We start from the raw sequence: 19,134 nt of genomic DNA on the forward strand, positions 1-19,134 counted from the left end.
TTGGGGCTTTGTCATTCATTCTTCATTCGGATTTACTCATTCGTCATTTCGCATTCCTACTTCCCCTTTCCCACCGCTGGCGCTGGTGGCGGCTCATTCCGCACGATCTTGGTCGCCTTCCCCAGCACCCAGTAAAACCCGCCGATGCTGCCCAGCAGCACGCACGCCGCCAGCACGGTCCAGAGACCGGGAATGAGGGGTTTGCGGTAGCGGCGGCGTCTTGCCATCGCTCAATGTGACACGACTTGCCGCTCTGTGCCAGTGCGGCTATCATGGAAGATGCTTCATTGGTTCCAAAACGACCGCTTCCCTCTGTACCTGGCCCCCATGGCGGGAGTGACGGACGTGATTTTCCGCCAGCTCTGCAAGGAGCAGGGCGCGGACGTGATGGTGACGGAGTTTGTCAGCGCCGAGGGCATCCTGCAGCGCGACGACCGCACCCGCCACTACACCGACTTTGACGACTCGCAGCGTCCGCTCGGCGTCCAGCTCTTTGGTTCCGACGGCGTACGCATGGGCGAAGCCGCCCGTAAAATCATCGACTGGAAGCAGCCCGACTTCATCGACATCAATTTCGGCTGCCCCGTCAACAAGGTCGTTTCCAAAAACGGCGGCTCCTCCCTGCTCAAAGACTGCCCCCTGCTCGCCAGCGTCGCGCGGGAGGTGGCCAAAGCGGTGTCCATTCCGGTGACGGCCAAGATGCGCATCGGCTGGGACGCCACGCATGTGAACGCCGTCGAAGTCGCCCGCATTTTGGAAGACTGCGGCATGCAGGCCATCGCCGTGCACGGACGCACCCGCGCCCAGGGCTACACCGGACTGGCCGACTGGGACGTGATCGGCCAGGTGGCGGATGCCGTGCGGGTGCCGGTCATCGGCAATGGCGACATCTCCAGCGGCGCCGATGTGGAGATCCGCCGCGCGCAGACCAATGTGAAGGGCGTCATGATCGGCCGCGCCGCCATGACCAATCCCTGGGTGTTTAAAGAGGCCAAGCACTACCTCGCCACCGGCACCCACGTCCCCCATGCCACGGTGGAGGAGCGCTTCAGCTTCATGCGCCGCCACTGCCAGATGGCCATCGCCCGCAATGCGCACATGGGCGAGCTGCCCACGCTGCGCTCCATGCGCAACCGCCTCATGAACTACACCAAGTCCATCCCCGGCGGCAAATGGCTGCGCCAGCGCTTTTCCCAGATCGGCAGCCTGATGGAGCTGGAGGACATCTTTGCCGGCTATCTGGAGCACCAGGCCACGCACGGGCATGAGCATGTGGTCAATGCAAACATGGAAACCGACGTGGAGTGAAAATGAAGCGGTTTCATTCCGCCACAGTGTGAATTTGGAGTGCGGTTGCGGAGCGAAGAATGAGCGCAGCCACCGCTTTCGAGCGTCTCGTGGCAGGCATGGACAGACTGGCCTTCGAGAGCCTCAGATCGGCCGCCTGAGTTTAGCAGCTGTGCTTCATATGCCGTCCTGCCTTCGGAAGGCGGTAGCTGCGGTCGTGCCTCACTCCGCGACCGCACTCCAAATGAGACGCAGGGATCTGCGATGCTGAAGAATCGAAAGCGATTCAGCTCATCCCTTTTCCCTTTTTACTTCTCAAACACCTTCTTCAGCCACGCGTCCACCACCGGCGTCGCCGGATACGCCGGATCTCCCATGCGGCGGTTGATCTCCGCGTGCCCCTGGAGGCCGTGACCTTCAAAGCCTTTCACCTCGGCGGGGGTACCGGCTTTGCGCAAAGCTTCACCAAGTGCGATGGACTGGGCCGTGCCGTCCACGCGCTGCACGTGCAGGATGAGGAAGGCCGGGGCATTGGGCGCAGCGGCCTGCTTGGTGGGCGAGAGCCTGGCCTGCCTTTCGGGATCGGTGCCAAAGGCCTGCAGGTAGGTGTCGTGCATGAAGTCGCCACCTTCGGTAATCTGCCTGGCCACATCGTAGGCCGCGCCATCCAGCGGGATCACCCCGCGCAGGGCCTTCGGGCTTAGCTCTGCCTGCTTGAGATAGCTCAGGTCCGTGCCCACCAGCGCCACCAGGTGCGCCCCGGCGCTGTGGCCCATGAGGACCACACGCTTCCCATCAAAGCCCAGCTGCTCAGCACGCCTGACGAGGAAAGCGACAGCATGCGCCACATCAGCCGCCTGCTCCTCCACCGTGCAGGAGGGCACCAGGCGGTAATTGAGCGAGGCAAAAGCGTAGCCCTGCTGGAGGTAGTGCACACTTTTTTCACCGGCTGCCAGTCCTTTGTCTCCGCGCTTCCAGCCGCCGCCGTGCACATAGATGACCAGCGGGGAGCCCGGCGTGGTGGGACGCCAGTAGTCGAGATTTTGCATCGAATCACTGCCGTAGCTCATCTCTTCCTTGCCGGGGGCCTGTGCGGAGCCTGTGCCCGGCTGCCTGCGGTTGGCGATGAGATCGCGCAGCCTGCCGCCGAGCTGTGCGGAGGCCGGAGTGACGCTGGCAAGGGCAAGGAGAAACAGCAGTGAGCGGATCATGACGTGCGTGTGGTGAGTTTGGGAGGTGGTCATTGACTGAAATGCAGCGCAGGGCGAGTGGTTACACAAAATTTTGGGAAAGCCGGCAGCCTCTGCAGCCACTTTCCCAGCCGCATTTCCCACCACCCCATCCCTCCGGACCACGGTCCTCGCCATCACATGTCTTTTTCAAATCCCTGGTTCATCGCCGCCGTCGTCGGCGTTCTTGGCGTCTTTCATCTTGAGATCATCGCCACGTTTCTGAACCTCGCGCAGTTCCGCCATGCGTTGCCTGCCCGGTTGAAGGCTATCTTCTCGGAAGAAACGGTGCAGAAGGCGGGCGAATACGCCGGCAAGTCCTCCCAGCTCGATCTGCTCCGCAGCACCTTCTCCGTGGGTGCGCTGGTCCTTTTCTGGTGGAGCGGCGGCTTTGACTGGCTGCAGCGCTGGAGCTCCGGGTGGGGCTGGAGCGCGGTTTACACGGGCATGGGCGTCATCGGCGTGCTGCTCCTGGCGCAGAACCTCCTCTCCCTGCCCTTTGATGCCTGGGACACCTTTAAAATCGAGGCCGAATACGGCTTCAACCGCACCACCGTGGGCACCTTCATTGGAGACCGGGTCAAAGGACTCCTGCTCACCGCGCTTCTGGGCGGACCGCTGCTGGGGCTGATCCTGTGGTTTTTCCAGACACAAGCCCACGCTGTGCTCTACACCTGGCTGACGGTGGCGGGCTTCAGCATCGTGATGGCCTGGCTCTCTCCACGGCTGCTGATGCCGCTGTTTCTCAAGTTCAAGCCGTTGGATGACGGCCCGCTGCGCGAGGGGCTGCTCGCCCTGGCCGCACGGCTGCAGTTTCCCGTGGTGGACATCTCGGTGGTGGACGGCTCCCGCCGCTCCAGCAAGGCCAATGCCTTCCTCAGCGGCTTTGGCAAAAACAAGCGCATCGCGCTCTATGACACGCTCATCGAGAAACACTCGCAGGCAGAGCTGGAGGCCATCCTGGCGCATGAGATCGGCCACCACAAATGCCGCCACGTGCCGCAGCAGCTCATCCTGGGCCTGCTGGAGAGCGGGCTCATGTTTTACCTGCTGCATGCCGCCCTGCAGTCGCCGGAGTTTTTCCGCGCGTTCGGCGTGTCCAGCCAGCCGCTGGGCCTGGGGCTGGTGCTCTTCAGCATCATTTACCAGCCCGCCAGCCTGCTGCTGGGGCTGCTCAGCAGCGCGCTGAGCCGCCGGCATGAGTTTCAGGCAGACGCCTACGCCCGCACCGCCTGCGGCAGCGCCCCGCTCATGGATGGGCTGAAAAAGCTCTCGCTCGACCACCTCACGCACCCCAATCCGCATGCACTGACCGTCTGGCTGCACTACTCCCACCCGCCCATCGGTCAGCGGCTCGCAGCTCTGGAAGCCTGAAGGGCTTATTCACAGTGTTTTTTCGCATCTGTGATAAATGCCTCCCCTCAAGCCCGTAGCTTGATTAACCCCTTGATCCTACCCTTTATGAAAAGCCCCTTGCGAGCTTCTCTCTTTGCACTCGCCATCGCCCCACTCGGTTTTGCTGCCCCCCCCGCAGCGCCCGCAGCCACTGCCCCTGTAGCAGCAGCTCCTACAGCCGACTCTGGCGTCGATTTCGCACGTGATGTGCAGCCCATCTTGGAAACCAAGTGCCTGGAGTGCCACAACCCCAACAAGATCAAAGGCAAGCTGCTCATGGACTCCTCCGCCGCCCTGCTCAAAGGCGGTGCCGCCGGCCCAGCCCTCGTCGTCGGCAAGCCCGATGAGAGCGAGATGATCAAGCGCATCGTCCTTCCCAAAGATCACGATGACATCATGCCCCCCAAAGGCGGCCCCCTTGCAGCCAAGGAAATCGACGTGCTCAAGCGCTGGATCGCCGCTGGTGCCCAGTGGCCGCAAAACCTCACCCTGCAGTACAAGACCCCTGAGCAGCGCCAGGCGCTGGCAGAGCTGCAAAAGAAGCTGCCCACGCTGAAAAACATCCAGATCCTGCCTGACAAGTACTCCTTGGAAACCAAGCGCGACTACCACCGCGTCATCGTGCTGGCCACCTTCCAGGACGCCACCACCAAGGACGTCACCAATGTCTGCGATCTCAAAGTCGCCGACCCCAAAGTCGCCTCCCTGGATGGCCTGACCCTCAAGCCCGTCGCAGACGCAGGCAGCACGGAAGTCATCGCCACCCTCGGCGGCCAGACCGTGAAAGCCGCAGTCGAAGTCAAGGACGGCACCAAGGACCGCGCCATCTCCTTCCGTCTCGACTGCATGCCCGTCTTCATGCGCGGCGGCTGCAATCAGGGCGGCTGCCACGGTGCCGCCCGCGGCAAGGACGGCTTCCGCACCTCCCTCTTTGGCATGGACCCCGCAGGCGACTACATCCGCATCACCCGCGAGATGCCCGGCCGCCGCATCAATCTCGCCATCCCGGAGGAAAGCTCCCTCATCGAAAAAGCCGTGGGTGCCGTGCCGCATTCTGGCAACCAGTGCTTTGAGCCCGACTCCGTCTACAACAAGGCGCTGCTCGAATGGATCTCCGCCGGTGCCCCCGATGACAAGGCCGATGTGGCCAAGGTCACCGGTATCGAAGTCTTCCCCAGCCAGATCGTCATGGAGGGCAAAAACGCCACCCAGCAGATCACCGTGCGCGCCACCTACTCCGACGGCACCGACCGCGATGTGACCAACCTCGCGCTCTTCATGTCCAACAACGACCCGACCGCCACCATCGACAAAAGCGGTCTCGTCACCTCCGGCGACCGTGGTGCAGCCTTCATGCTCGCCCGTTTTGACGTTTACTCCGTCACCGCCCAGGTGCTCGTCATCCCTGCCCAGCTCCAGTATGAGCGGCCTAAGCTCGCCGAGACCAACTACATCGACACCCTGGTGGATGAAAACCTCCACAAGCTCCGCATCCTGCCCTCCGGCATCTGCACCGATGAGGAATTCGTGCGCCGCGCCTTCATCGACATCGCCGGTGTCTATCCTGAAGCCAAAGACATGCGCGCCTTCCTGGCCGACAAAAACCCCGACAAGCGTGCCGCACTTGTGGACAGCCTCCTGCAGCGCAAGGAGTTCACCGAACTCTGGGTCATGAAGTGGGCCGAGCTGCTGCAGATCCGCTCCGGCATCGCTGGAAACAACAACCAGCCGCCCTTCTACAAAAACGCGCTGCTCTACTACAACTGGCTCTCCGAGCGCATCGGCAAGAACATCCCCATCAATGAGATCGTGCAGGAGCTGCTCTCCTCCTCCGGCGGCACGGTTTCCAATCCTGCGGTGAACTTTTACCAGACCGAGCTCGACCAGCTCAAGCTGACCGAAAACGTCGCCCAGGTCTTCATGGGCATGCGCATCCAGTGCGCCCAGTGCCACAACCATCCCTTCGACCGCTGGACCATGGACGACTACTACGGCTTCAAGGCCTTCTTCTCCCAGATCGGCCGCAAGCCCACGGACGACCCTGCTGAAGTCATTATCTACAACAGCAAGGGTGGTGAATCGAGGCACTTCCTGACCCAGGCCGTCATGAAGCCCAAGTTCCTCGGTGGCGAGATCCCCGAAATGAAACCCGGTGAAGACCGCCGCAAGGTGCTGGCCGAATGGATGGCCTCCCCTCGCAATCCCTTCTTTGCCCGCAACATCGCCAACATCATCTGGTCCCACTTCAACGGCGTCGGTGTTGTCGAGCCTGTGGATGACGTGCGCGTCTCCAACCCGCCCTCCAACCCCGCGCTCATCGCCGCCCTGGCCGAGCACCTGACCGAGTACAAGTACGACATGCGCAAGTTTGTCCGCGACATCTGCACCTCCCAGACCTACCAGCGCAGCACCAAGGTCAACGAGACCAACGCCGGCGACAAACGCAACTTCTCCCACGCCCAGGTCCGCCGTGTGCGCGCCGAAGTGCTGCTGGACGCCATCTCCCAGATCACCGAAACGCCGAACAAGTTCCAGGGCCTGCCTCTGGGTGCCCGTGCCGTGCAGATCGCCGACGGCGCTGTCTCCAACTACTTCCTCACCACCTTTGGCCGTGCCAAGCGTGAGTCCGTCTGCTCCTGCGAAGTGAAGATGGAGCCCACCCTCTCCCAGGCCCTCCACCTCATGAACGGTGACGCCGTCAATGACCGCATCAAGCAGGGCCGCGTCGTCGCCAAGATGATCCAGGAAAAGAAGAGCGACCGCGAAATCGTGGAAGACCTCTTCCTCCGCGTCTTCGGCCGCATGCCCAATGACAAGGAATGGACCAACGTGCAGCAGGCCATCACCGAAGACCCCGGCGCCCGTCAGAGCGTCCTCGAAGACCTTTTCTGGGCCCTGCTGAACTCCAAGGAGTTCTACTTCAACCACTAGTCATCTGCTTCTTCATAACGGGCGTTGAGCTGTTTCTGCTCAACGCCCTTTTTTGTTAATGTTCGAACATCTCTTTTCCAAGCAGCAGCGAGGCTGGCGCGCATGCCGTAGGTTGGTCGTGTTTGGCGCCGAACACGTTTCCCATCGCCCTCCGCCATCTCCGCCAAACCGCCCGACCGCGAGGACTTTCCCACTCTAAACTGTGTACAGCACGCTCACAGACGGCATTCTTCAAACCCGTTTCCGACTGCTTGTGAGATCCTGCCAGGCGAGGCGCCTGCCCCCTCATTTGATCCCCGGCATCAGCTTCGTGATCCAGCGCGCCAGCAGCAGCAGCACAACACCCGAAACACCTGCCGTCACCGCCACGTGGTGAAACCGTTCCGGCATCTGCACTGTGGCATCGCCGGTCACACCGCCTGCCAGGATGCCCGCCAGAATGTCTCCCAACGAACTGCCGAGAAACCAGATGCCCATCATCTGCCCAGTGAGGCGCGGCGGCGAAAGCTTCGTCACCGCACTGAGCCCCACGGGGCTGAGGAAAAGCTCTCCCAGCGTGTGCAGCAGCACCACGGACATGAGCCATGTCGGCCACACAGGCCCGGTGCTCAGCGCACGATGCGCCGCCCAGCCAGCGACCACAAAACCCAGCGCCAGCATGAGCAGCGCCCAGGACATCTTCGTCGTCAGTGAAGGCGACATCTCACGGCTCGCCAGCTTGGACCACAGCAGCGCCACGACCGGCGCCAGCGCGATGACACACAGCGGATTCAGCGCCTGAATCCAGCTCGCCGGCACCTCCCAGCCGCAGAACTTCCGGATCGTGAAGCGCTCGGCAAAAATGCTGAAAGACGAGCCCACCTGCTCAAAGCCCGCCCAGAACATGGCTGAGGCCAGAAACAGCACCAGGATGACCACCATCCTCTTCTTCTCGGGCGCATCCAGTCTGGCCAGGAAAAACGCCCAGAGAAAGTACAGCAGTGCCACCCCAGCAATGAACCACGCGGTGTGGTGGGCAAACTCCACCGCATTGATCCGCAGGACCCCGGCCACACCGAGCACCACCAGAATGACCACCCCGGCCAGCCCCGCAAGGAGCATGCGCCACTCCCGCCGCACGTTCTGCCCCGCATGCACCACGCGGCTGCCGATGTGCGCCACATGCCGCTCAGTGAAACGGAACTGCACCAACCCCAGAAACATGCCCACAGCCGCAGCCGAGAAGCCCCAGCGCCAGCCCACATGCTCGCCCAGCCAGCCGCACATGAGCTGTCCGAAGAGCGCCCCTACATTGATGCCCATGTAAAACAAGGTGAAGCCCGAGTCCCGCCGCGCACCGCCCTCCGGATAGAGCTGGCCCACCAGGGCGCTCATGTTCGACTTCAGCAGCCCCGACCCAAAGGCCACCAGAATCAGGCCGATGAAAAACGACTGCGTGCTATGGATGCCCAGCACCACATGCCCGCATGCGATGATGACTCCCCCCCACCACACAGCCGAGCGTGCCCCCAGCAGCCGGTCCCCCACCCAGCCACCCGGCAGTGCCGTCATATAAACCAGTGCCGTGTAGAGCCCGTAGATGGCGGCCGCCATTTCATCCGTCAGCCCCATGCCGCCACGCTTTACCTCCGCCACCATGTACAGCACCAGGAGCGCGCGCATGCCGTAGTAGCTGAAGCGCTCCCACATCTCGGTGAAAAAGAGCGTGTAGATGCCGCGCGGGTGTCCGGTGGGTTCGGGAGTCATGGCGTGAGGAGTCCGTCATCCAAAGACATCCGGCTCCTCTTTGCCAGCTTTTCCTTACTCCGCAGTCACCAGTTTTGCCTTAAACTTCACCATCGCCTGCTGGATCAGCGGATCATTGTAAAAGTCCTCCGGCGGCTTGGGCGCGGCGGCAGCTTCAGCAGACGCAGGCGCCTTGGCGGGCTCGGCCTTGGCCTCCACCTTCGGCTCAGGCTTGGCTTCTGCCACGGGCTTGGGAGCAGGGGCAGGCTCGTTCAGCAGCCCCAGGTCGATCTCGGCAAACACCGGTGCTTTTAGATTCGCATCCAGCACAAACTCAAACTTCATCGCCTGCCCGGTCATCTCCTGGGCCAGCCCCTCCAGAAAGTTGATCTGCGCAGGACGCATCAGGCTGTCACGCGCAAAGCTCTCGCTCGGCGGAAACCCCACCTTGATGGTATTGCGAGTAACGCCCAGCAGCGTGGCAGCCTGCAGCCAGGAAACCGCCAGAGGGCGGCGCTGCTGCACCAAGCCGGTAAATTTGGACCAGAAAACGTCTTCACTGAAAAGCTCCCCCGGTTCCTGCACAGGCGAGGCCTCTTGCACTTTCACCTCTGCCACGGGCTTCGGCTCAGGCACTCGGGGCACAGCAGGCGGCGGAGCCTGCTCCACAGCTCGGGGCTCAGGTTCCGCCACCTTCGCCACGGGCGGTTGCTGCGGCTCAGGCTCTGGCGTCCTCGCCACCGCAGGCGCGGGTGCGGGTGCGGGTGCCGGCTCACGCACGACCGGCGCAGGCTTGAGCGGCTCTGTTGCACGCCGCACGGGCGGCGGTGCCACCTGCACACGCGGCGCAGGTTTGGCCAGACCTTCGGCACTGCCGGAATCCAGCGCCTCAATCACATCACTGATCGAAACTTCATTCAGGCTCTGCACGGCGGCGATCACGCCCAGCTCAAAGTGCAGGCGCTTGTTGCTGGCCCAGCGCATGCGCGCATCCACATCGGCCAGTCCGTCCACCACACGCAGCAGCTGCTCCGTGTTGGCCATCTGGGACTGCGCCACCACTTCCTCCGCCACTTCCGGGCTCAGGTCTTCCGCCGCCGCCTCAGGGTCTGCCTGCTGCACCAGCAGCGTGCGGAAATGCTGGATCAGATCGCCCAGGAACCGGCCCAGCTCCTTGCCCGCCTCGTTCTGCTCATACACGGCACGCAGCGCGCTCACGGTGTCGCTTTCCAGTATATGCCGCGCCAGCGCCGCCACGGACTCGCCGGAGGTAAAGCCAAAGACGTCCAGCACATCCTGCTCGGTGATCTTCTCCCCGCAGAAAGCCACCAGCTGGTCCAGCATGGACTGCGCATCGCGCATGCCGCCCTCCGCGCCCTTGCCGATGGCGTAGGCCGCTTTCTCGTCCAGGTTCACCCCTTCCAGCTCCGCAATGTGCAGCAGATGCTTCGCGATCACCGCGTTCGGGATGCGCCGCAGGTCAAAGCGCTGGCAGCGGCTGATGATCGTGGGCAGGATCTTGTTCGCCTCCGTCGTGGCAAAGATGAATTTCACATGCTCCGGCGGCTCTTCCAACGTCTTGAGCAGCGCATTGAAGGCCCCAGTGGTGAGCATGTGCACCTCGTCAATGTAGTAGATTTTGTACCGGCAGCGCGTGGGCGCGTACTTCACGTTGTCACGCAGCTCGCGCACCTGCTCCACGCCGTTGTTGCTCGCACCGTCGATCTCCAGCACGTCCATGCAGCGCCCTTCGGCGATCTCCAGGCTCAGTTCGTCCTCGGGATCAAAATCGATCGTCGGCCCGCCCTTGGCGCAGAGTGCCTTGGCAAAAATACGTGCCGTGGAGGTCTTGCCCGTGCCACGCGGCCCCACGAACAGATAGGCATGCGCCAGCCGCTGCTGGGCGATGGCGTTGCGCAGCGTGCGCACCACATGGTCCTGGCCGAGCACATCGGCAAAAGTCTTGGGTCGGTATTTACGGGCAAAAACTTGGTAACTCACCCTTTCAGACTAACGAAGCGCTGAGTGGAAGCCAATGGAAGTTTGCACGAACATTAGGATCACCCTGTTGAAGACGAAACCAACGCAGGGTTGACATCTCATTCACGACAATTCCTGCCCAACCTCCGCTTTCACGTCAAAAAATCAAATCCCGGCAGCGTTCCCTTTTCGGTCGTATAAACTCCATCCTCCTGCCCGGGCTATCCACCCCAAGCCCCCCTCCCAATTTTCATTTTTCAGTTTTCAGTTCCTCCATCCCTCGCCTCCTTTGCTCACACCATAATCGAGGCCGCCCCCCTTTCCCTCCATGATCTTCTCGCTGACCTCCCGCATCCTGCAAACCGTCGATCCCCTCTGCCTCGCCAAGATCGGGTGGAATTTCGGCTTCAAAGGTGCGCGCTCCGTCATGCTGCACAAGCAGCGCATGAAGCAGGGCCAGTTTTTCCCGCCGTTCTTCTACATCTCCATCCTCAACTCCTGCAATCTCCGCTGCCAGGGCTGCTGGGTGGACGTGGACAAGCCCCGCGAATCCCTCAATCTCGATGAGCTCAACAAGATCGTGAACGATGCCAAGCGCCGCGGCAATGCCTTCTTCGGCATCCTCGGCGGCGAGCCCTTCATGCATCCGGAGCTTTTCGACTTCCTCTCGATGCACCCGGACGCCTATTTCCAGGTCTTCACCAACGGCCAGATGATCACCGCCAAGGCCGCCGAGAACATGCGCAAGCTGGGAAACATCACCCCGCTCGTCAGCATCGAAGGCACCGAGATCGTCAGCAACGAGCGCCGTGGCAACAAGGACGTCCTCACCCGCACCCTGCGCGGCCTGCAAAACTGCCTCGACGCCCGCGTCCTCACCGGCGTGGCCACCAGCCTCTGCAAAACGAACATCGACGATCTCCTCACCGAGCGCTGGCTGCGCCGCCTCATCGACATGGGCGTGCACTACGCCTGGTATCACACCTACCGCCCCGTCGGCCCCAAGATCAGCGCCGAACTCGCCCTCACGCCTGAGCAGATCACCCAGGTGCGCAAGTTCGTCGTCAACATGCGGGCAAAGCTCCCCATCGCCATCGTGGATGCCTACTACGACCACAACGGCCAGGCCCTCTGCCCCATGGCCAACGGCATCAGCCACCACATCAGCCCCACCGGCGCCATCGAGCCCTGCCCCATTATCCAGTTCGCCAAAGAAAGCGTCCGCACCGAGCGCGACCTCTACGACGTCTTCACCGGCTCCGAATTCCTCCGCGACTTCCGCAGCATCGCCTCCCAAAACACGCGCGGCTGCATCGTCCTCGAGCGACCCGACCTCGTGAAAGCCGTCGTCACCAAACACACCGCCAAAGACTCCACCATCCGCCAGACCGCCATGGCCGAGATCGAATCCATGACCCCACGCACCAGCCAGTGGCGCGAAGGCGAAGAGATCCCCGAAAAACACTGGATGTACTGGCTCGCCAAGAAGTTTTTCTTCAATGACTTCGGGGTGTATAAGGGGCTCGAGAAAAAGTAGGATAGCCGTCCCGGCTGTCAACGGGAGACAGGCTTCCAGCCTGTCCTAACTGCAAGTGATCGCGCTGGATAAAAGCTGGAGGCGGGACGACTCAGGCCACAGTCAGGCTAGAAGCCTAACCTCAAATTCCGATGCCGCTCACTTGGCAAAACCCCACCCGGCTTTCTCCCAAGTGGGATGTACGTACCGTACCCAGTGCGACTCAGGCAAACCTGCCTTTGCCGGATTGTTGCCGATATATCGTAGCGCTTTCCAGAGATGCTCCACGTCCCGAATCAGCGTGTCGTAGCTCTCAGCCTCCCAAACCTCACCGGATCGCTCCAGGCGTTTGTTAATCTCCTTGGCGGTGAAGCTTTTCCAAGAGTGCAGCAAGTCTGCCAAGTCCATGCCCACAAACGGACGCACCAGGACGTGTGCATGGTTGGGCATGATGCAGTAGCTGGAAAGAAAGCAGCGCCGTTCATGAAAATGATGCAAGGCACGGCTGACGATTCCGGCACAGGCCGGATCGCTCAACCAGCAGGCTCCACTGCCAGCATCCAGCCATTCATCCACACGGCGCATGGTCTCGCGATGAAGCTCCTGCCAAGACTCATCTTTACGCGGTTCAGGATGTGCGAGCAGCCACTCTTCACGAAAGCGCTCCAGTTCATCGAGCTTTTCGGCAGGCAGTGAATCGGCCAGTCGAAACGTGATGAAATAGGTAGCTCCATCCTGAGTCCAGTGCGGCAGCTTGCGCCGAAGTTTGACAATGGGACGCGACGGGTCCAGCGGCTCAAAATCAGGCGGCCCATCACGAAAACTCATGCATTACTTTGGAGGATAGCCGTCCCGGCTGTCAACGGAAGACAGGCTTCCAGCCTGTCCTAAGTCCAAATGCCCACCCTCGAAAGAAGCTGTAGGCGGGACGCCTCAGACCATGGTCAGGCTGGAAGCCTAACCTCCTGCAAAAACATGTTCTACGAGCTGACTGCCAATACAATGCCGCAACTCCAGGAGGATAGCCGTCCCGGCTGTCCATGGGAGACAGGCCTCCGGCCTGTCCTTCGAGCAAATGAACGCGCAGGATAAAAGCTGGAGGCGAGACGCCTCAGGCCATGGTCAGGCGGGACGCCTAACCTCCAAACCAATCACCCCCGCACAATCCTCGGCTCCACCCGCAAGCACCTCAGCGCCCCACCCTGCAGCCACCCCTCCTCATTCCTCAGGATGGCACGCAGCGTGGCCGGAGGCTTGCCGCCCATGTAGGTGTCTGCCTTGATCAGCGTGATCGTGAGCGTGCCGTCGGAATGCAGCAGCACGGTCTGCGGCTTGTCGCTGTCGAACCAGCCGTCTTCGGTGAAGACGATGATCTTGTCCGCCTCGCGCTGGTTTTTGCACACCCGGGCCTCGGCGCTGGCGGGCTTGAGGATTAGGGTGATCGTCTCGCCCTTCTCACTGACGCTGCTGGTCCAGGCATTGCTCGTCCGCTCGGCGCGGGCGCGTTCGGCATCCAGCAGCTTGTGCCACTTCGCATTCACTTCAGCCGTGGCAGCCACAGGCAGCGTCAGGCTGAGATCCATGGAAGCGGGGTGGCAGGTGTTGCCACAGCACATCCATGAGGCGAGACCGCTGAGCGTGATGGAGTCCCCCGCTTTCAAATCCTTTGGCGGCGTGATCTCCGTTCGCAGCATCACATCGCGGTCAAAGCCCTGCGCCTTGATCTGAAACATCAGCGTCCGCTCAGGCTCCGGATACACCAACTCCCCCGCCTTCCAGCCGCGCGGCAGATTCCACTTCATCTGCGTGGGCACGCCGACGATGCCCGGAAAGCGCCAGTAGGTGTGCCAGCCGCGATCATGCTGCAGCCAGAGTCCCACGGTGAAGGGCTGGCCGGGGACGATGGCGGTGACTTCGGAGACGAGTTGAATGCGGAGGCCGGTCTGGGAAAAGGCCGAATGAAACGCCGCAAATGATGAAATCCAAACCGCCAGCAGCAGCCAGCGGCGGCTCAGCCTCTTTATCATGGTGCGTTTGTCATACTTCATTTCTCAATAAGCCGCATGTCCCGGCGTGCGCGCAAAGGGAATCACATCGCGGATATTGGGTACGCCTGTGACAAACATGAGGAGGCGCTCAAATCCCAGCCCATACCCGGCGTGCGGCACGCTGCCGTAGCGGCGCAGGTCGGCGTACCAGGCGTAGTTCTCCGGATCGAGCCCCTGCTTCGCCATCAGCGCCTCCAGCACGTCCAGCCGCTCCTCACGCTGGCTGCCACCCACGATCTCTCCGATGCCCGGCACCAGCAGGTCCATCGCCGCCGCCGTTTTGCCGTCGTCGTTCTGGCGCATGTAGAAGGGCTTGATGTCCTTCGGGTAGTTGAAGATCGTCACCGGCCCCTTCACATGCTCCTCGGCCAGATAGCGCTCGTGCTCCGTCTGCAGCGACTCGCCCCACACCACGGGATTTTCAAAACTGCGCCCGCTCTTCAACAGAATCTCCACCGCATCCGTGTAGCTGATGCGCTCAAACGGTTTGGCCAGCGTCTGCTTCAGGCGGTCGATGATCCCCTTGTCGATGAACTTGTTGAAGAACTCCAGCTCGTCCGGGCATTCGTCAAACATCGCCTGCACCAGGTAGCGCACCTGCTCCTCCGCCAGCGTCATGTCAGCGGTCAGATCATAGAACGCCATCTCCGGCTCGATCATCCAGAACTCCGCCGCGTGGCGCGTCGTGTTGCTGTTCTCCGCGCGGAAGGTGGGGCCAAAAGTATAAATGTTTCCCAGCGCGCAGGCAAAGGCCTCGCCCTGCAGCTGGCCGCTCACGGTCAGGTAGGTCGGACGACCGAAGAAATCCTGCTCCGGCTTCGTCGGCGTGTTCGGCTTCAACGTCGTCACCTGAAACATCTCGCCAGCCCCTTCGCAGTCGCTGCTGGTGATGATGGGCGTGTGCACGTAGAAGAACCCGCGCTCCTGGAAAAAGCGGTGCACCGCGTAGGCCATCTTGCTCCGTACGCGGAAGACGCTGCCAAACAGATTCGTGCGCGGCCGCAGATGCGCAATGGTGCGGAGAAATTCCGGCGTGTGCCCCTTCTTCTGCAAAGGATACGTCGCATCCGCCTCGCCCAGCAGCCGCAGTTCCTTCGCCTGTATCTCCCACTTCTGCCCGGCGGCCGGAGAGGCCACCAGATCTCCCACCACCTCCACGGACGCACCGGTCAAAATACGCGGCAGCAGCTCCGCCGTGGGCAGCGCGGCATCCACCACCACCTGCAGCCCCTTGAAGCAGGAGCCGTCGGAAATTTCAAGAAAGGAGCAGGCTTTGGAGTCACGCTTCGTCCGCACCCACCCCCGCGCGATGATGCCCGGACGTTCGGATTCGGAATGAATGAGAGAGTGGATGGTGTCGAGGGACATGCGCGAAAAGCTAGCGCACGCCCGAGTCGGAGCAAGAAAGTAGTCCAGAGCTTTAGCTCGTTCTGGAGAACTCCGACTCAACCAACTACGCGCCAAACCTCACTGCGGCTTCCCGAAATACCCCTTCACCTTCACTTTGCGGCCATAGACCTTCTCGCCACCGGCCACATAGAGAATGTCGTGGTCTTTGCCTGCAAACTCCACACTGACCACCTTGCCCAGCGGGTCCGGCTTGGCGATGATTCCCGACAAACGCCCGGCAGTATCAAAAATCTGCACGCCGAGTTCCGTCGTCACAAAGTAGCGACCATTGGCCTCCGTGGTGGAGCCGTCGCCTGCGGCGGACTCCTTGCCCACAGGCAGCCACATCGTCATGTAGGGCGCACCACCGGTCAGGCTGCCATCGTCCTCGATGCGCCACGTCCACACATGCTTGCCACCGTATTCAGACACCGCCAGCGTGCGCTCGTCCGCAGAGATCGTGATGCCATTCGGCTTCACCACATGGCCTTCATCCGCAACCACATGCTTCTTGTCTTTCGTGATCAGGTGAATGCGCTGTGTCGGCGTCTCCGTGAAATACAGGTTCCCCGATTTGCTCACCACGAGGTCGTTGCACTTCACCCCTGTGAGCAGCACCTCCACCTCGCCCTTCATCGAGATGGCGATGATGCGCCCCTCCTTGTTGTGGCAGGCGTAGAACTTCCCATCCGGCCCGATCTGCAGCCCGCTGATGCCGGGCAGGCTGTCGAGAAAGAGATCCACCTTCCCCGTCGCGGCATCCAGTTTGTAGATCCCCTTGCCGCCCTTCACATCGGTGAAGAACAGGTTGCCCGCCGCATCGCAGCACAGGCCGTCCGTAAAAACATAACCACCCGCGACCTCCCGCCATGGCTCACCTTCAATGAGGTAGTCATGCAACGAGGTATCCTGGGCAAAAAGAGTGCTGGAGAGGAGGCAAAGAGCCAAGAGCGTGCGCTTCATGAGTGGATCTGAATTCAATGTTCAATGTTGAGCGTTCAATGTTCGAAGTTCACTCTCACTTCTTCCACAGCCAGCGCAGCGTGTCCGGCAGCAGTGCCCCGCCGTGCTTGCCATTGTGCGTGCCTTCGCCGAGCACAAATTGGTAGTCATAGCCTGCAAACTTCAGTGATGCCGCCATGTCCTGGTTCGCCAGCGGCCAGTTGCCAAACTGGTTGTCCAGGTCGTTGCTGCCATCCTGCAGGAAGACCTTGATCGGCTTCTTCTCCGTCTTGCGGATCAGCGCGGGATACACGTAGCCGCCACGGATGTTTGTGAAGGAGCCAATATGGCTGACCACCTTGCGGAAGGCGTCCGGCCGCTCCCATGCCACCGTAAAGGCGCAGATGCCGCCGCTGCTGTTGCCGCAGATCGCGCGGCCCTCAGGATCGTCCGTCAGCTTGTAGCTCTTCGCCACCTCCGGCAGGATTTCCTCAATCAGGAATCGCGCATGCAGATCGCCCAGGGAGTCGTATTCAAAGCTGCGGTTGCTGCGTGGCTTCTCCTTCGGATTCTTGGTGGGAAACACCCCCGGATTGATGAAGATGCCGATCGTTACCGGCATCTCCCCCTTGGCGATGAGATTGTCAAACACCACCGGCACGCGGAACTGGCCGTCCGCCTTTACAAAGCCGCCGCCGTCACAAAAGACCATCACATTTGCAGGCGTCTCCGGCTTGTACTGCGCCGGCACATAGATCCACCAGTCACGCGTCGTCCCAGGGTAGATCTTCGACTCTGTCCAGGCTGGCATCTGCGTCACCTTGCCATGGGGCACACCTTCCTTCACCTGTGAATCAGGCCCGAGCACATACTGGTCATCCTGCGGAGCAGCATGGGCGAGTGAAACAAAAAGGAACGAGGCTACTGCAAAGGGGAGAAACTTCATGGGAGAATCCGAACGGGGCCAGTGCCAAACATCTTGCAGCATTGCCAATCGCCGACCGCCTTCCTCCCCCGTCACCTCCGGAATTTCGTAGCAGAAGGTGGGATTGACGCATGGCTGTCACCACGGCTCCGCCGGATTTCGCTGCTGCAGTCCCACATGTGCAGATGATGCAGCTGCCAGGCTCAGAAAGAGCCACCACCCCCAGTCCATCATTTTTTCATCCCCTCCAGCCACCGTTTGTAAAACCCCTCACACATTCCCACACAGAGCTTGCAAGAAATAAAGAGTTGAATTAGAACCGCGCCCAATATGAAATCATCCCGTTCCCGAGGCGCCGCGATCTGCGCCACGCTTCTGGCCCTCTCGCTTTGTTCCTGCAAGGAGCAGCAGGCAGTGTTTAAGGAAAAGGCGGATCTGGAGACCGAACTTCAGAAGACCAAGGGCGAGGCCGAATTTCTTGAGACTCAGATCAACTCCGTCCCGCAGGGGCTTTACTATGCCGGGATCGCCCTGCAGAATCAGGCCAAGACCTCCGAAGCCACGAATCAGCAGCTTGAGCAGGAGATTGCCACTCTCAGCAGCAAATCAGAACGGCTTGACGCAGCGCTCAAAAAATTCCGCCCCCGGTTTGAAGCCTACAAGGCAAAATACCTCCGCTAACTTTGCTGGCAGCTTACGTCCCGGTTGAATCAAGCCCTTTCATGAAAGTCATCCTCTTCCTCACGATCATTGTCGGCGCGCTCTACGGCATCCAATATTACTTCAAGTATGAGCAGGCCAGGACAGAGGCGCGTGACATCAAGCAGCAGCTCATCGATTTCCAGGTCCTGCGCGACAGCAGAAGCAAGGACTGGACCGCCTACGACACGCTGAAAACCAAGGCCACTCAGGCCGCTGCCAGAACTGAGCACCTCGAAAAGCAGAAGGAGGAGCTTGAGAAAAAGTTCCGGGCAGCGGAAGGAGAATTCAAATACATGAGCGGAGCCGCGCGCGACGCCGTGGAAAAAGTGCGGACGTCCACCGCCAACACAGCCATCCCTGAAATCAAACTGACGGATGGCAGAATCTTGAAGGATGCCAAAATCCGCAAGATCGAGATCGGCCAGATCTCATTCGCCCACTCGGACGGCATCGGTTCAGTGCCTTTCAACCAGCTCCCTTATGCGCTTTTGGATCAGCTGGACGTCGGCGCAAACTCCTTCGTCAATGAAATCACCACCACGGAAAACGACATCTTCACCGGCATCACTCGTGCCGCAGGCATCACCCTGAAAAGCCCCATCACCTTGGCTGAGATTCCTTACTCCATGAACGTGCCTGCCGTGGCCGAAGTGAAACGTTTCGAGGGCAAGAGAGCAGACGAGTTTGAAATAAGCGTCGCATACTTCCGCTACGTAGCGGGCACAGCGATTGATCTCGATAACGCAGCCGCCGGGTCTCTGAAGTCGCTGTCCGCCATGGAAGGCATGCTAAATCCCCAGCAGCAGGCCCGGGACATCAAAATCTCCAGCCATCCGGCCAAGCGCCTGAGCTTTAGCGCACGCCGTTTCGGCGGCGAAGTTTCCGCCGAAAGCCTGATCCTCTACAACGGTGAGAAAATGTGGGTGGTTCAGATCGTCTTCACCAACAAGTCCAAAGGGGCAGGCCCCGTCGCGGAAAGCATTCTCAGCTCCGTCCAGATCGACCCCGGCACTTGAGAGACTGCAGCGAATCAAAGCCGCAAAGCCAGCGCACATTTCGCGTGAG

At 61.0% G+C, this 19,134-nt stretch carries 15 protein-coding genes; 6 read left to right on the forward strand and 9 right to left on the reverse strand.

The genetic code is table 11. The annotated features are described in order from the left end of the window. Window positions 1-56 precede the first annotated feature (56 nt). Window positions 57-227: a hypothetical protein gene (locus tag ACZ5WW_RS02875; RefSeq protein ID WP_377169885.1), complete on the reverse strand. Its 171-nt coding sequence runs from the start codon at window positions 225-227 to the stop codon at window positions 57-59. A gap of 52 nt (window positions 228-279) precedes the next feature. Here ACZ5WW_RS02875 and dusB point away from each other — a divergent pair, with 52 nt between their 5' ends. Beyond that, entirely contained in the window at window positions 280-1,308 is a 1,029-nt protein-coding gene (gene dusB, locus ACZ5WW_RS02880) for a tRNA dihydrouridine synthase DusB (RefSeq protein ID WP_377169887.1), read from the forward strand. A gap of 287 nt (window positions 1,309-1,595) precedes the next feature. On the opposite strand, the gene ACZ5WW_RS02885 is transcribed toward dusB, so the two are convergent. Further along, window positions 1,596-2,498: an alpha/beta hydrolase gene (locus ACZ5WW_RS02885; RefSeq protein ID WP_377169889.1), complete on the reverse strand. Its 903-nt coding sequence runs from the start codon at window positions 2,496-2,498 to the stop codon at window positions 1,596-1,598. Between the two features lie 159 nt (window positions 2,499-2,657). Here ACZ5WW_RS02885 and ACZ5WW_RS02890 point away from each other — a divergent pair, with 159 nt between their 5' ends. Beyond that, entirely contained in the window at window positions 2,658-3,890 is a 1,233-nt protein-coding gene (locus tag ACZ5WW_RS02890) for a M48 family metallopeptidase (protein ID WP_377169891.1), read from the forward strand. Between the two features lie 87 nt (window positions 3,891-3,977). After that, on the forward strand, window positions 3,978-6,842 hold the full coding sequence (locus ACZ5WW_RS02895) for a DUF1549 domain-containing protein (RefSeq protein ID WP_377169893.1): 2,865 nt from the start codon (window positions 3,978-3,980) through the stop codon (window positions 6,840-6,842). 285 nt (window positions 6,843-7,127) lie between these two features. Here the strand turns inward: ACZ5WW_RS02895 and ACZ5WW_RS02900 are convergent, their stop codons facing one another. Together ACZ5WW_RS02900 and dnaX are read right to left on the reverse strand one after the other, a co-directional pair. Beyond that, complete coding sequence (locus ACZ5WW_RS02900) at window positions 7,128-8,588, reverse strand: peptide MFS transporter (protein ID WP_377169895.1); 1,461 nt, start codon at window positions 8,586-8,588, stop codon at window positions 7,128-7,130. Between the two features lie 54 nt (window positions 8,589-8,642). Next, complete coding sequence (gene dnaX / locus ACZ5WW_RS02905; protein ID WP_377169897.1) at window positions 8,643-10,568, reverse strand: DNA polymerase III subunit gamma/tau; 1,926 nt, start codon at window positions 10,566-10,568, stop codon at window positions 8,643-8,645. Between the two features lie 307 nt (window positions 10,569-10,875). On the opposite strand from dnaX, the gene ACZ5WW_RS02910 reads away from it, so the two are divergent. Then, entirely contained in the window at window positions 10,876-12,084 is a 1,209-nt protein-coding gene (locus tag ACZ5WW_RS02910) for a radical SAM/SPASM domain-containing protein (RefSeq protein ID WP_377169899.1), read from the forward strand. A gap of 138 nt (window positions 12,085-12,222) precedes the next feature. On the opposite strand, the gene ACZ5WW_RS02915 is transcribed toward ACZ5WW_RS02910, so the two are convergent. From ACZ5WW_RS02915 to ACZ5WW_RS02935, 5 genes are all read right to left on the reverse strand, one after another. Beyond that, entirely contained in the window at window positions 12,223-12,891 is a 669-nt protein-coding gene (locus tag ACZ5WW_RS02915) for a transposase (RefSeq protein WP_377169901.1), read from the reverse strand. Window positions 12,892-13,214: 323 nt separating this feature from the next. Further along, window positions 13,215-14,090 carry a protein-disulfide reductase DsbD domain-containing protein gene (locus ACZ5WW_RS02920; RefSeq protein ID WP_377169903.1) on the reverse strand — a complete coding sequence of 292 codons (876 nt, stop codon included), beginning with the start codon at window positions 14,088-14,090 and terminating at the stop codon, window positions 13,215-13,217. 24 nt (window positions 14,091-14,114) lie between these two features. Further along, window positions 14,115-15,479, reverse strand: coding sequence for an asparagine--tRNA ligase (asnS, locus tag ACZ5WW_RS02925; protein WP_377169905.1), 1,365 nt, complete (start codon window positions 15,477-15,479; stop codon window positions 14,115-14,117). Window positions 15,480-15,578: 99 nt separating this feature from the next. Beyond that, window positions 15,579-16,463 carry an SMP-30/gluconolactonase/LRE family protein gene (locus tag ACZ5WW_RS02930; RefSeq protein WP_377169907.1) on the reverse strand — a complete coding sequence of 295 codons (885 nt, stop codon included), beginning with the start codon at window positions 16,461-16,463 and terminating at the stop codon, window positions 15,579-15,581. 55 nt (window positions 16,464-16,518) lie between these two features. Continuing rightward, on the reverse strand, window positions 16,519-17,388 hold the full coding sequence (locus ACZ5WW_RS02935) for an alpha/beta hydrolase (RefSeq protein WP_377169909.1): 870 nt from the start codon (window positions 17,386-17,388) through the stop codon (window positions 16,519-16,521). Between the two features lie 309 nt (window positions 17,389-17,697). Here ACZ5WW_RS02935 and ACZ5WW_RS02940 point away from each other — a divergent pair, with 309 nt between their 5' ends. Together ACZ5WW_RS02940 and ACZ5WW_RS02945 are read left to right on the forward strand one after the other, a co-directional pair. Further along, window positions 17,698-18,048, forward strand: a complete 351-nt coding sequence (locus ACZ5WW_RS02940) for a hypothetical protein (RefSeq protein ID WP_377169911.1) — start codon at window positions 17,698-17,700, stop codon at window positions 18,046-18,048. Window positions 18,049-18,089: 41 nt separating this feature from the next. Continuing rightward, window positions 18,090-19,085: a hypothetical protein gene (locus ACZ5WW_RS02945; protein WP_377169913.1), complete on the forward strand. Its 996-nt coding sequence runs from the start codon at window positions 18,090-18,092 to the stop codon at window positions 19,083-19,085. Window positions 19,086-19,134 lie beyond the last annotated feature (49 nt).

The sequence above is a fragment of the Prosthecobacter fluviatilis genome (genome assembly GCF_055388355.1).

Excerpts from the sequence above, each read along its gene's own strand:
- ACZ5WW_RS02875 (WP_377169885.1), bottom strand. The coding sequence starts at position 227 with ATGGCAAGACGCCGCCGCTACCGCAAACCCCTCATTCCCGGTCTCTGG.
- dusB (WP_377169887.1), top strand. The coding sequence starts at position 280 with ATGCTTCATTGGTTCCAAAACGACCGCTTCCCTCTGTACCTGGCCCCC.
- ACZ5WW_RS02885 (WP_377169889.1), bottom strand. The coding sequence starts at position 2,498 with ATGATCCGCTCACTGCTGTTTCTCCTTGCCCTTGCCAGCGTCACTCCG.
- ACZ5WW_RS02890 (WP_377169891.1), top strand. The coding sequence starts at position 2,658 with ATGTCTTTTTCAAATCCCTGGTTCATCGCCGCCGTCGTCGGCGTTCTT.
- ACZ5WW_RS02895 (WP_377169893.1), top strand. The coding sequence starts at position 3,978 with ATGAAAAGCCCCTTGCGAGCTTCTCTCTTTGCACTCGCCATCGCCCCA.
- ACZ5WW_RS02900 (WP_377169895.1), bottom strand. The coding sequence starts at position 8,588 with ATGACTCCCGAACCCACCGGACACCCGCGCGGCATCTACACGCTCTTT.
- ACZ5WW_RS02910 (WP_377169899.1), top strand. The coding sequence starts at position 10,876 with ATGATCTTCTCGCTGACCTCCCGCATCCTGCAAACCGTCGATCCCCTC.
- ACZ5WW_RS02915 (WP_377169901.1), bottom strand. The coding sequence starts at position 12,891 with ATGAGTTTTCGTGATGGGCCGCCTGATTTTGAGCCGCTGGACCCGTCG.
- ACZ5WW_RS02920 (WP_377169903.1), bottom strand. The coding sequence starts at position 14,090 with ATGATAAAGAGGCTGAGCCGCCGCTGGCTGCTGCTGGCGGTTTGGATT.
- asnS (WP_377169905.1), bottom strand. The coding sequence starts at position 15,479 with ATGTCCCTCGACACCATCCACTCTCTCATTCATTCCGAATCCGAACGT.
- ACZ5WW_RS02930 (WP_377169907.1), bottom strand. The coding sequence starts at position 16,463 with ATGAAGCGCACGCTCTTGGCTCTTTGCCTCCTCTCCAGCACTCTTTTT.
- ACZ5WW_RS02935 (WP_377169909.1), bottom strand. The coding sequence starts at position 17,388 with ATGAAGTTTCTCCCCTTTGCAGTAGCCTCGTTCCTTTTTGTTTCACTC.
- ACZ5WW_RS02940 (WP_377169911.1), top strand. The coding sequence starts at position 17,698 with ATGAAATCATCCCGTTCCCGAGGCGCCGCGATCTGCGCCACGCTTCTG.
- ACZ5WW_RS02945 (WP_377169913.1), top strand. The coding sequence starts at position 18,090 with ATGAAAGTCATCCTCTTCCTCACGATCATTGTCGGCGCGCTCTACGGC.